A 12,813-nucleotide genomic window follows, 5' to 3' on the forward strand; every position below is an offset into this window, starting at 1 on the left:
CCTATTCTCCTACGTAGGAAATTAACGCCGCGATCCGGGCTTTTTTCAGCGCGATGCCAAGCTTCCTTTGATGCCATGCGCAAGTCCCTGTAATCCGTCTCGGGAGGATCCGTCCCCTTTCCGGAACATAGCTTTGCAGAAGCGATACATCTTTAAAATCGATGTAATCCATTTTTTCGCTGCAAAAGCGGCAAACGCGTTTCCGGCGATAAAAGTAACGCCGGCCTCCCATGTCCTGCTGCTGCTGTTGTTGTTGCTGTTGATGTTGGTGTTGGTGTCTACCTGGCGCTGCCATTTTCTTCCTCCTTAATCTCAGTAATCTCGGTTCCCGATTCGTCTGCGGATTCCGGTGGTGTTTCGAACAATTCTGTTACTTCCTCTTCTTCATTCACGGGTTCCACTGTGGCGACTGGTTCGGGTGGAGCGGGTGGCGCCGCGGCTGCCTCCCGGCGCGCAAGCTCCCGGTGCAGATTCTGTATCTGAATCTTTTCCATCTTGAAAATCAGAAACCGCAAAATGGTTTCCGACATCTTGAGTTTTCTATCGATTTCTGCAATCCGTCTGGGGTCGAGTTCAAAATAAAACCATTCGTAGTAACCCTGGCGTTGTTTCTTGATCGTGTATGCTAGCTTCCGCTTACCCCAATGTTCCGCCAGATGAATGGTTCCCTTTTCATGTGTGATCAGGTCTTCAGTTTGAGATGCCTGGGTCTTTTCTTCATCTTCCGAAAGATTTGTCGAAAAGATCACCAGTAATTCGTAGTAACTCACGAAATCCTCCTTTTGGTTTTTCCCGAATTCGGGTTTAAGCCGTTCTTCAGACAGAACAGCAAGGCAAAAAGCGTCTTGCGTAGCGCGTCTATGCGTCTGCGCGTCGCGTCTGTTTGCGATTATAACGATTCATTGCTGTCGTGATTCCTTCATTCAGGATCAATTCGACAGCATCCGCACAAGAATCGATCATTTCTGAAACAACCGGCAACTCCTTTTTCTTGAAGTTGTTCAACACGAAATCGACCCAGCTATCCATTTCTTCCGTCTCGATTCCAAGTCTGATTCGTGGAAACTGCGTGCTTCCAAAATAATCAATGATGGACTGCACTCCATTATGACCACCCGAGCTTCCGGATGCGCGGACCCGGATCATCCCGAGAGCCAGTGCAAAGTCATCGTAAATGACAAGCACTTCCTGGGGCTGCAGATCCCTCTCACGTGACAAAGCCAGCAGAGCCTTGCCACAGAGATTCATGTACGTTAACGGTTTGCAAAGCAAACCAAACTTTTCCGTTTCAAAGAGCATTGCGGTCTCAGTGGACCACTTTTGCACAGCAGGAGAAATTTCCAACAGCTTCTCGATCGCCATAAACCCGACATTGTGCCGGGTCCGTTCATACTTGCTGCCTGGATTTCCAAGTCCTGCAATTAGCTTGATCAGATTACTTCTCTTCTTCCTCTTCCGTCGGTTCGGCGGCCTTGCCTTTCTTGATTACTTCCGGTTCTGCTTCCGTTTCTCCTTCTACAGGAACTGCCGCTACAACCTCTTCTGCGCGCGGATGTTCAATCGCCACAACGACGGTTTCCGGATCATCTAGAATCTTGATTTTCTCGCTTACAACAAGATCACGAACTCGTATCATATCTCCGATTTTCAGTTCTGTAACGTTTACAACGATCGATTCCGGTATATCTGCCGGTAAACATTCCACGTGAAGTTCGCGGTGCACAATGTCCATCAGACCGCCTTCCGATTTGACACCATAGGACTCCCCTTCCGTTTCCAAAGGCACTTTTACTTCCAGGGTTTCATCCATGGCGACTTCATAGAAGTCTGCGTGTAAAAGAATATGAGATACGGGTTCCAGCTGGTATTCCTTAATCAGGCAATTCAGCCGCTCGCGACCGGGCACATTCAAACCGAAAATGGTGTTTTCTCCCGAATCGGAATGAAGAATTTTAAAGATATCTTTGGGATCCACTTCCAGCGATACACTCTCATTTTTATGACCGTAAAGAATCGCCGGTATTTTTCCAGAACGTCGCAGTTTTCGATTCGACCCTTTTCCTCTGGTCTCCCGTACGCTGCTCTCTATCACAATCTGATCCATGACAAATTCTCCTTATTTTTTACCGCAGAGTACGCTGAGATCGCAGAGAAAAAATTTTCTTTTTCTTTGCTCCGCGCTCTCTTAGTTCTCTGCGGTGAATCTAGACAAATAATTCCGAAACGGAAGTCTCTTTATGAATATTGATGATCGCTCTTGCCAGCAATTCGGCAACAGACAATCTCACGAATTTTTCTGAACGCTGCGCTTCTGGGCGCAACGGAATCGTGTTCGTCACCAGTACTTTTTCGATCGAAGAATTCTCAATCCGTTCAATGGCCGGACCGCTAAGAACACCGTGAGAACACGTAGCAAGAATTCTTTCGGCGCCCTGATCCTTCAGCGATTTCGAGGTGCTTGTAAGGGTACCTGCCGTATCAATCATGTCATCAACAATCACGCAGGTGCGTCCTTTCACATCTCCAATCACATTCATTGTTTCAGCAACATTTGGTCCGACGCGGCGCTTGTCAACGATCGCAAGTTGCGCATCGAGGCGCACAGCAAAGGCCCGGGCCCGTTCCACGCCACCGGCATCCGGAGAAACAATCGTCAGATTTGGCAATTTTTGATCGCTGATGTATTTCAACAGAACGGGAGCCGCGTAGAGATGGTCAACCGGTATTGCAAAAAAACCGACAATTTGATTCGCGTGCAGATCCATGGTCAGCACACGATCGGCGCCGGCGCGCGCAATCAAATCGGCCGCCAGGCGGGCTGTAATGGGCACCCGCGGCTTATCCTTCCGATCCTGCCTCGCATATCCGTAGTATGGAATCACTGCCGTGATTCGTCCCGCTGAGGAGCGGCGGAATGCATCAATCATAATCAACAGCTCCATCAAGTTTGTATTCACGGGCGAACAGGTGGGTTGAATGATAAACACATCCACACCACGCACATTTTCCAGTATCTGAAAATAGGATTCCCCATCACTAAAACGAGTCAGATGAGATTTGCCAAGCAAAAGGCTCATGTTCTCGCAAACTTCTTCTGCCAATTCCGGATTAGCGTTTCCGCTAAATATTTTGCATCGATCCATCTTCTTTAAGTTCCAAAGTAATGAGTAATGAGCAATGAGTCCGGTTAGCGGGTCTCATTGCTCAGCACTCATTGCTCAGCACTATTTGAGCTGGGGAGGGAGGATTCGAACCTCCGAATGCGGGTTCCAAAGACCCGTGCCTTGCCGCTTGGCGACTCCCCAAAAAGTGACTAGTGACTGGTAGGGGCGACCCTTGTGGTCGCCCTTCACGGGCAGGCACAAGGCCTGCCCCTACCTCAGTGACTAGTCACTTTCTGGTCGTACTCCGCTCTTGTAACGAAACGAGTGGGAGTGCAATTTGGAAACCTGGCAATCGCTTTCTCCCGATCTTCGGCCGAATCATACAGCGCAAACAGTGTCGACCCGCTTCCCGTTACGGAAACAGTCACGGCGCCTGTTTCAGCTAACTGTTTCTTGATGGAATCTGTTTCTGGATTAAGTGCGAAAACAACCTGTCCCAGATCGTTTTCGATGAGAGAGACAAGTTCCCTCAGGGATTCCGGCCGTTGATCAAAATGTATCTTAATGGAATCACGGGATTGTGTCAACAAATTGGCGTCGTCAAATGCCCTGTAAACCGTTGGGGTTGAACAAGGATAATTCGAATGAACCAAAAGGACCGGAAAGGCTGGCCAATCAGGCAGTTGCCGGATCTTTTCTCCTCGTCCCGTACCGAGGGCAGTACCTCCATACAAGAAGAAAGGGACATCGGATCCCAGTTTTCGGGCTAGTGTGAGGAGTTTGGCGCGGGATAACGGCCAGCCGAAATGGCGCGAAAGAGCAATCAGCATCGTCGCCGCATTACTCGAACCACCACCGAGTCCAGCCTGCAGTGGAATTCTCTTTACAATATCCACCTCAACGCGCTCTGAAAACGGATAAGTATCGTGATACAAATGGCACGCCCGGTAGATCAAATTGCTGCTATCGGGCGGTATGTCGCTGTCACCGACGTTCAAAACTAGATGAAAATGATCGCTGGGGAAAAATCGCAATGTCAGTTCGTCGTGCAAATCGACGGTCTGAAAGACAGTTTCCAGGTTGTGATAACCGTCTCGACGTTTCCCGAGAACACGCAGAATCAGATTGATTTTTGCGTAAGAAGGTAGTAATAGCTGATCCATAACGAGCTACATATTATATGCGGATTTATCTGACCGGTTTTATGGGATCGGGCAAAAGCACGGTCGGAAGACTTCTGTCCGAACAAACAGGGCTTCCCTTCATCGATCTGGACCAGGAGATTGAATACAAATTATCCCTTTCGCCTGCCGAAGTTTTCGAGCGCTACGGGGAACCATTTTTCCGCAACCAAGAAACCGAACTGCTTCAAAAATTTCAAATGGATCCATTGATCATGGCAACAGGCGGTGGATGTTTCATTCACAACCGCGAATGGATGCTGCAACAGGGTGCGGTTTTGTTTCTGGACGTGCCTTATGCGCAGCTCGTTTCACGCCTGGGAGCAGATCCCACGCGGCCTCTGTGGAAGAATGCGGAAAAGCTTTACACAGACCGGTATGAGGAGTACAAGAAAGCGCATCACACGATTGATGCTTCCGGCACACCCGAACAAGTCGTGGAACTTATCAGAGCTCTGCCTCTTCCAGGATTGAAAAAAACTCCGGAAAGCTGATCTTTACACAATCGGGATCATCCAGTTCCATTCCCGCAGCGGCGAAAGTCATCGCTATTCTGTGATCGCCAAACGTTCTGGCGACAGTCTCACGAAAGTTTCCGGGCCATACGCGGTAACCATCTTCTTTTTCCTCAACCCGAACGTTCATTGTTTGGAGATTCGAAACCATTGCTTCAATGCGATCACATTCTTTTAATCTAAGTTCCTGGGCGCCGGAGACATCAAAACCACACACAGTTCCTATTAAGGAAAGAACGGGAATTTCATCGATCAGCGATGGAACTTCCTCAGGCAGAATTTGAATGGGAGACATAAGCACACCGCTCCGCACTCTAACATCGGCAACCAGTTCATTTTGAACCAGGCGCCGGTTCTTGATTTCGATCGGCGCGCCGGCCTGATGCAATTTTCGCATATATGCAACGCGGTAAGGATTCATCAACAGGTTCTTAAACGTGATATCCGAATTCCTTCTTAGCAAAGCGGCCACGATAAAAAATGCGGCTGAAGAGGGATCTGCCGGCACATCGTATTCGAAGGACGGAATGGAAGTTCTACCCGGTTGAAATTTGAAATGCTCAAACAAACGTTCGGTGTGATCGCGGGTAGGAACCGGTTCAGAAACCCGAGTTCCAGGAAAGCGCATTCCTGCAAACAAGATCGCGGTTTTCACCTGCGCGCTATTTATAGGCATTCGGTAAATGATCGCCCGTTTGATCCCCTCATCCAGAACGATCGGCGGAAATTCTTCATCACGCAATCGCAACACGGCGCCCATTTGCCGCAAAGGTTCCGCCAATCTTCGCATCGGACGTCGGATCAGGGACAGATCTCCGATCAGAGTCGCTGGAATATCCTGACCTGCGAGCAGGCCGGTTAGCATGCGAATCGTCGAGCCGGAGTTTCCGCAATCGAGCGGCTGATCGGGAATCTGAAAAGGAGCGGGATGAATCACGATCTCGCCTTCAACACCAATTCCAAGCTGTCGCAAACACTGAACCGTGGAGGCGCAGTCGTCGCCGCTATTCAGATTACGAATCTTGCAGGCACCACTCGCGAGCGCAGCCAGCATCAAAATGCGGTGCGATATCGATTTGTCACCAGGTAATTCAAATACTCCTTTCATCTCAGATCTCGCACGGCCGGCCATTCATGCCACAGATCGGTAAATACTTTCTGTCCATGGGAAGCGTGATATACATGTCTTAACCGGTAAAAAACTGCATAACGAATATAAGGCGAAACGTTCACTACCACAGTATGCGCGGTTAAATAGTGACAAAGAATCATGTCCCCGGCTTTTCCCTTGATCTGTTCCGGTTCGGGAAGCTTCACAGGGGGCAAGCCGGTTTTCAAAATATCCGTGCCGTGTTGCCTGAAGTAATCAGCAAACAAACGGTGCGTCCCGGGCCATCCTGTAAAATTTCCCCAAAATTCGTTCGGCACGTCGCTCAGTAGAATTCCAACAAGCGCTGTAAAACTGAAGATGCTCCCTTTGCGCAGTTTGTTGTTGGAGTTGTACATCCCATCGATATGAGGATGAAGAGCTCCAGGTGTTTGCATCACCGGAAACCGCAACGCGATCTGAGCGCCACCCTCCAGCTTGAATTTACGCGGCGCTATCGCGGACTCCACAATTTCCCATGCGGGAGTCTCATAAAGCAAATCCAGAACGGGTTCCTTATGAACCAACTCCGGGCAATATGTAGTCGAACGGTAAACAGGAATTTTTTCAGGGTCCATCCCCTTTCCCAGCGAATGATTGATCGCCCGCAAAGCTACGTTGATGAATTTTTGCCCGACGACCCCCGGGATTTTCGTATAACCCTTTCCGAACAACTCTTCTTTCTGCGCAGTTGATAACTTCATTTTTTAAACAGAAGATAACGAAGGAAACAAAGATTTAAATTCTATAATATAATCTACCGTTTTAACCGGACGACTGAAAATTGAAAAGGGACACGATACTGGTTCTTGATTTTGGTGGGCAATATACTCAGCTCATAGCGCGCAGAATCCGCGAACTGAACGTCTACTCCGAAATAGTGCCTCACGATGTCACTCCCGAAGAAATTCGCAGCCGTAACGCAAAAGGGATTGTGCTTTCAGGAGGTCCTGCATCAGTCTACGAAAAGAATGCATTTCACAGCGATCCCAAATTGCTGCAAATGGGCCTGCCTATTCTAGGAATTTGCTACGGGATGCAACTCATCACGTATCAATTGGGTGGAGAAGTGACGGGCTCTGAACGCCGCGAGTATGGTCCAGCAACGATCGAGGTACAGGACGATCCACTATTTCGCGATCTCGGTCCGCGATTGGATGTCTGGATGAACCACGGCGATCGGATCACGCGAACCCCGCCCGGGTTTCAGTCGATTGCGTGCAGTTCCAATTCTCCGATTGCTGTCATGCGCAACAGGAGTGGATCAATCTATGGCCTCCAATTTCATCCGGAAGTCATCCACACCCCGAAAGGGAAAGAAATCCTCCGGAACTTTGTTTTTGAAGTATGCGGATGCAGCCCGAATTGGACGCCCGCGTCGTTCATCGAAGAAACGGAGAATTGGATTCGCGAAACAGTCAAAAAAGGCAAAATACTTTGCGCTCTGAGTGGCGGTGTCGACAGCACCGTGATGGCATTTCTTCTAAAACGTGGAGCGGGCGACGCCCTGCTGCCGGTGTTTATCGACAATGGCCTGCTGCGCTGGAATGAAGGGGAACAGGTTTGCACGCGGTTGCGTTCCGCCGGACTCGATGTCCGCTACTACGATGCTGCCGATTATTTTCTGACCCGGCTCGAGGGCGTGGAGCATCCCGAAGAGAAACGGAAGATCATCGGGCGCGCTTTTGTGGAAATTTTCGAAAGGATTGCATCCGAAACGGAAGGACTCCACTATCTCGCTCAGGGCACTCTGTATCCCGATGTGATTGAAAGTGGCGGTTATAGAGGAACTGCGCAGGTAATCAAGACCCATCACAATCTCATCGATTTGATTAGAACTATGAAATTAGAATTAATAGAGCCGTTTCGTGAGATTTTCAAAGACGAAGTGCGCAGAATTGGCGCCACGCTGGGTCTGCCCGAAGAGATTCTTTACCGGCAGCCTTTCCCGGGACCCGGTCTGGCGGTTCGATGCCTGGGCCCGGTGAGCCGCGAAAGACTGGATCTGTTGCGAAAAGCGGATGCAATTGTCAAAGAAGAGATTGTGAAGGCAGGATTGTACCGGCAACTATGGCAATCCTTTGCCGTCCTTTTGCCTGTGCGAAGCGTCGGAGTCATGGGTGACAATCGCACGTACAGCCACGTTATTGCTTTGCGCGCCGTGCACAGCCAGGATGGAATGACCGCGGACTGGGCGCGCCTTCCTTACGAGGTGCTTGCCGCAATTTCGAGCCGCATTGTCAATGAAATTTCAGGAATCAATCGAGTCGTCTACGATATAACTTCAAAACCACCGGGCACCATAGAGTGGGAATAGAAATGAGCGCCGGCATTCTGCCGGCATTGAAGACCGCCGGCTTTTAGCCGGCGATACAAATATGGATTTTACGCATTTACATTTACATTCTGATTACAGCTTGCTGGATGGCGCCTGCAAGATTGAAAAATTAATCGACAAGGTTCAACTGCTGGGGATGAACTCGGTCGCTCTGACCGATCACGGAAACCTTTTTGGCGCAGTTGAGTTTCATGATATTGCGCGCAAGAAAGGGATTAAACCGATCATCGGATGCGAAATGTACGTTGCGCCGGCGAGCCGCCTGGATAAAACGGGCAAGCCAAGCGACACGGAAGAAAACAATTTTCATCTCGTTGTGCTTGCCGAAAACAATGAAGGTTATCAGAATCTTGTTCGTCTTGTTTCGCGCGCTAATCTTGAGGGTTACTACTACAAACCCCGCGTGGATAAAGAACTTCTTGCGGAATACCACAAAGGACTGATTGTCCTAAGCGGTTGTCTGAGCGGCGAGGTTGCGGTCAATCTCTTGAACGGCAATTTTGATGGAGCGATGAAAGTTGCCGGCGAATACAGGGAAATTTTCGGCGCGGGGAATTACTTCCTTGAAATCCAGGATCATGGACTTGGAGATCAATTGCGCATCAATCCGCAGCTTGTGCAAATGGCTTCGCGCTTGGAAATTCCGCTCGTGGCCACAAACGATAGTCACTACATCCACAAGGAAGATGCTCATGCGCATGATGTTCTACTCTGCATTCAGACAAACAGGACTCTCAGCGAACAGAACCGGATGCGTTTCGGAACAAATGGCTTCTACATCAAATCACCGGAAGAAATGATGCATGTCTTTCGCGAGTTGCCGCAATCCATTCATACCGCGGGTGAAATTGGAAAAAGATGCGATGTGGACCTGAGAACAAAAGGATATCTCCTTCCATTGTTTCCGGTGCCGGAAGGATACACTCCCGCCGCTTACTTTGAACGAATCGTAAGAGAAGGTTACAAGGCCCGCTTGCCAAAACTGGAAAAAATGCAGGAAGAAAAGCAGCTGCGGCATCAGTTGTGGGAATACGAGCAACGCCTCGCGATGGAAATCAGCGTGATCCAGCAAATGGGTTTTGAAGGTTACTTTCTGATCACCTGGGATTTCATCAAACATTCAAAAGAACAAAATATTCCTGTGGGGCCGGGCCGTGGATCAGCGGCAGGATCCCTGGTTGCCTATTGCCTGCAGATCACGGACATCGATCCGCTTCAATATGATTTGTTGTTCGAGCGTTTCTTAAATCCGGAACGGATCAGCATGCCGGATATCGATATTGACTTTTGCGGACGCCGCCGCGGTGAAGTCATCGATTATGTAACACAGCGATACGGCCGGGAGAATGTTGCGCAAATCATTACTTACAATACGCTCGCTGCGCGGGTGGTGACCCGCGATGTGGGACGCGCAATGGAATTTCCCTATTCCCAGTGTGACAAACTCGCGAAAATGATTCCCAATGAACTGCACATCAGCCTGGATTCCGCTATTCAAAATACTCCTGCCTTACAGGAAGCGATCAAAGATCAAAAAGTTCAGGAATGGATTGATATCGCAAAAAAGTTAGAAGGGCTTGTGCGCAATGCATCCATTCATGCGGGCGGCGTTGTGATTGCGCCGAAACCGCTCATGGAACTCGTACCTTTATTCCGAAGCAAGGAAGACGTCATCACGACTCAGTACGACATGAAAGTTCTCGAGCGGCTGGGACTCCTGAAAATGGATTTTCTTGGAGTCGCTACATTTACGATTCTTGATGACACGTTGCAATACATTCGCGAATATCTGGGAAAAGAAATCCGCCTGCTCGATATTCCCCTCAATGATCCGAAGGTCTATCAGTTATTCACCGAAGGAAAAACAAATGGCGTGTTCCAGTTTGAAAGTTCGGGGATGAAAGCTCTGCTCCGGAAATTCAAACCGGAGCGTTTTGAAGATCTGATAATGCTGAACGCGTTGTTCCGGCCTGGGCCGATGCAAATGCTGGAGGACTGCATCGCGCGCAAACATGGAAAAGTAAAAATCCAGTATCTCCTGCCTCAGCTGGAACCTTTTTTGAAAGAGACGTACGGCATCATCGTGTATCAGGAACAGGTAATGCAAATTGCAAGCAAGATTGGCGGTTTTAGTCTGGGAGAAGCCGATCTGCTACGGCGCGCGATGGGCAAGAAAAAGATGGATGTAATGCAGGCCCAACGCGAACGCTTCGTTCACGGAGCCAAAGAACGTAGCATTGATGCAAGTAAAGCGGCTGAACTTTTCGATTTAATGGAGAAATTCGCGCAATACGGATTCAATAAATCGCATTCCACTGCTTATGCTCTGGTTGCTTATCAAACGGCGTATTTAAAAACCTACTACCCCGAACCTTTTCTCGCCGCTCTACTCTCCAGTCAAATCGACAGACGGGGAGAAGTCGTCAGATATTTCCACGAATGTCGCGACATGGGCATCCGGATTTTACCACCGAATATCAATGACAGCGGAGAACGATTCAGTGTAGAAGGGGATACGATTCGATTCGGTCTTGCTGCAATAAAAAATGTTGGCGCAGCGGCAATTCAATCGATAGCAAAAGCCCGCGAACAGGGTAAGTTCGAATCTCTAGAGCAGTTTTATGAGCGTGTCGATACACGCGCCGTAAACAAGCGGGTTGTGGAGAGTCTCATTAAATCGGGGGCCATGGACAGCTTCCAAGTCCCGCGCAAACAATTGATCCAGCAACTCGATCACATCCTGGAAGATGTTGCTCGCAAAGAGAGACACGCCGGTCAGGCTACTCTGTTCGATTTGAGCGAGGTCAGGCCCGTCATTTCGAAAGTTGCAAGCTCGGAAGATTTTCTGGAACAGGAAAAGCTAGCTCACGAAAAGGAAACGCTCGGGTTTTACATTTCCGGCCATCCTTTGCACAAACACAAAGAGTTGCTCGAAACGTATACAACTTCGCTGGAGAATATCGACAGCACATGGGACGGCAAAGAGGTTTTGGTTGGTGGCATCATCGGCGCTATCAAGCAAGTCAAAACCCGCAAAGGGGATTTCATGGCATATCTGGAGCTTGAAGATTTAACAGGAATGATTGAAATCACTGTTTTTCCCGAACTTTTCCGCAATAACATGCTGGAAATCATGCCGGAGGCGGAGTTGATCGTTCGTGGCCGTCTTGAAGTTGAAGAAGAGACACGAAAACTAATTGCCTCCGATGTGATTCCGATGAAAAATGCGCGCGAGCTTCTTTCGCAACAGTTGAAAGTCCACATTTACCTTCCCGGAATGGAAAATGAAAAGATTGACCGATTGAAATCGATCGTGGAGCAATATCGCGGCGATTGCAATCTGGTTTTCGTTTTGAAAAGACCGGAACAGTTTGTCGCGTCTCTTTCCCCTTCGCCTGTTTTTCGTGTGAGACCCTCCCGTGATTTCGTCTTTGCCTTGGAGCAGCTGCTCGGCCCGAACTGCGTGGAATGGCAAACCGGCAAAGCTGATGTAAAATAATAGTTTTCGGAGGGCGGGCCTCCGCGCCCGCCAGAATCATCGTCTATGGCGGGCAGGGACGCCCGCCCTCCAGAGTGAGCCTATGGGTAATTACAACTTTGAAGCGCCTATTGTCGATTTGCTACGGGAAATCGAGGATCTTTCGATTTACTCGGACCGTCCTGAAACGGCGGAACGGATCGAAAGATTGCGGGACAAACTGACCCGCTTCCGGAAAGAGATTTACTCCAGACTGAATCCCTGGCAGATTACGATGGTCGCGCGCCATCCTCAACGTCCCTATACTCTGGACTACATCCAGCGGCTATTCACCGATTTCATGGAGATGCATGGAGACCGGAAATTCTCGGATGATCCCGCGATTGTCGGAGGCATGGCAAATTTTGAAGGCCGGCCCGTGATGGTGATCGGACATCAAAAAGGGCGTGATTCCAAACAGAGAATTTACCGGAACTTCGGAATGCCCAATCCGGAAGGGTATCGTAAAGCTCTCAGACTCATGAAATTCGCGGAAAAATTTCATCATCCGATCATCACTCTCATCGATACTCCGGGCGCTTACCCCGGAATTGGAGCGGAAGAACGTGGACAATCCGAAGCGATTGCACTCAACTTGCGTGAAATGGCGCGATTGAAAGTTCCTACGATCGCAGCGGTTATCGGAGAAGGTGGAAGCGGAGGTGCGCTAGCGCTGGGGGTCGCCGATCGAGTTCTCATGCTGCAATACTCTATTTACTCAGTAATTTCGCCGGAAGGATGCGCTTCGATACTTTACCGCGATACCGGAAAAGCAGAAGATGCGGCACAGAACTTGCACTTGACCTCAGCTGATCTTATGAATTTGGGGATGATTGATGAAGTCATTCCTGAACCACTGGGAGGCGCACATGCAGATTGGGAAGCCGCAGCCGGATTGCTCAAGCAGGCGATTCAACGACATCTTGTTGAAGTCAGTAAATTACACTGGAATGACCGCACTCACTCTCGATACGATAAGTTCCGCAAAATGGGTTTCTTCCAAGAATAGTG

12 protein-coding genes and 1 tRNA gene are annotated in these 12,813 nt (G+C 49.3%); 4 read left to right on the forward strand and 9 right to left on the reverse strand.

All coding sequences use genetic code 11. The features are described from left to right. Window position 1: 1 nt before the first annotated feature. The 7 genes from rpsR to ispE form a co-directional block, all read right to left on the reverse strand. The gene (rpsR, locus tag L0156_16705) at window positions 2-295 is read right to left on the reverse strand and encodes a 30S ribosomal protein S18 (protein MCI0604629.1); all 294 of its coding nucleotides are present in this window, start codon (window positions 293-295) and stop codon (window positions 2-4) included. Further along, window positions 279-770, reverse strand: coding sequence for a 30S ribosomal protein S6 (gene rpsF / locus L0156_16710; GenBank protein MCI0604630.1), 492 nt, complete (start codon window positions 768-770; stop codon window positions 279-281). Before rpsF ends, rpsR begins: the two co-directional genes overlap by 17 nt. Before the next feature lie 88 nt (window positions 771-858). Further along, a complete protein-coding gene (pth, locus tag L0156_16715) occupies window positions 859-1,422 on the reverse strand; it encodes an aminoacyl-tRNA hydrolase (GenBank protein MCI0604631.1) in 564 nt (187 codons plus the stop codon). A gap of 13 nt (window positions 1,423-1,435) precedes the next feature. Continuing rightward, window positions 1,436-2,104: a 50S ribosomal protein L25/general stress protein Ctc gene (locus tag L0156_16720; GenBank protein ID MCI0604632.1), complete on the reverse strand. Its 669-nt coding sequence runs from the start codon at window positions 2,102-2,104 to the stop codon at window positions 1,436-1,438. Between the two features lie 100 nt (window positions 2,105-2,204). Then, the gene (locus tag L0156_16725) at window positions 2,205-3,143 is read right to left on the reverse strand and encodes a ribose-phosphate pyrophosphokinase (GenBank protein ID MCI0604633.1); all 939 of its coding nucleotides are present in this window, start codon (window positions 3,141-3,143) and stop codon (window positions 2,205-2,207) included. Between the two features lie 90 nt (window positions 3,144-3,233). Then, a tRNA-Gln gene (locus L0156_16730) sits at window positions 3,234-3,305 on the reverse strand. Between the two features lie 74 nt (window positions 3,306-3,379). Continuing rightward, window positions 3,380-4,267 carry a 4-(cytidine 5'-diphospho)-2-C-methyl-D-erythritol kinase gene (ispE, locus tag L0156_16735; GenBank protein ID MCI0604634.1) on the reverse strand — a complete coding sequence of 296 codons (888 nt, stop codon included), beginning with the start codon at window positions 4,265-4,267 and terminating at the stop codon, window positions 3,380-3,382. Between the two features lie 17 nt (window positions 4,268-4,284). Between ispE and L0156_16740 the strand changes: the two genes are divergently transcribed. Then, window positions 4,285-4,779: a shikimate kinase gene (locus tag L0156_16740; protein MCI0604635.1), complete on the forward strand. Its 495-nt coding sequence runs from the start codon at window positions 4,285-4,287 to the stop codon at window positions 4,777-4,779. Here the strand turns inward: L0156_16740 and aroA are convergent. Continuing rightward, entirely contained in the window at window positions 4,733-5,908 is a 1,176-nt protein-coding gene (gene aroA, locus L0156_16745) for a 3-phosphoshikimate 1-carboxyvinyltransferase (GenBank protein ID MCI0604636.1), read from the reverse strand. The genes L0156_16740 and aroA overlap by 47 nt on opposite strands. Then, a complete protein-coding gene (locus L0156_16750; GenBank protein ID MCI0604637.1) occupies window positions 5,905-6,651 on the reverse strand; it encodes a hypothetical protein in 747 nt (248 codons plus the stop codon). Before L0156_16750 ends, aroA begins: the two co-directional genes overlap by 4 nt. Window positions 6,652-6,731: 80 nt before the next feature. On the opposite strand from L0156_16750, the gene guaA reads away from it, so the two are divergent. The 3 genes from guaA to L0156_16765 all read left to right on the forward strand — a co-directional run bounded on the left by guaA (window position 6,732) and on the right by L0156_16765 (window position 12,811). Continuing rightward, window positions 6,732-8,264, forward strand: coding sequence for a glutamine-hydrolyzing GMP synthase (gene guaA, locus L0156_16755; protein ID MCI0604638.1), 1,533 nt, complete (start codon window positions 6,732-6,734; stop codon window positions 8,262-8,264). A 61-nt stretch (window positions 8,265-8,325) separates the two neighbouring features. Beyond that, window positions 8,326-11,784 carry a DNA polymerase III subunit alpha gene (locus L0156_16760; GenBank protein MCI0604639.1) on the forward strand — a complete coding sequence of 1,153 codons (3,459 nt, stop codon included), beginning with the start codon at window positions 8,326-8,328 and terminating at the stop codon, window positions 11,782-11,784. An 82-nt stretch (window positions 11,785-11,866) separates the two neighbouring features. Further along, entirely contained in the window at window positions 11,867-12,811 is a 945-nt protein-coding gene (locus L0156_16765; GenBank protein ID MCI0604640.1) for an acetyl-CoA carboxylase carboxyltransferase subunit alpha, read from the forward strand. Window positions 12,812-12,813 lie beyond the last annotated feature (2 nt).

Source organism: bacterium, assembly GCA_022616075.1.
Classification (GTDB): Bacteria; Acidobacteriota; HRBIN11; order JAKEFK01; family JAKEFK01; genus JAKEFK01.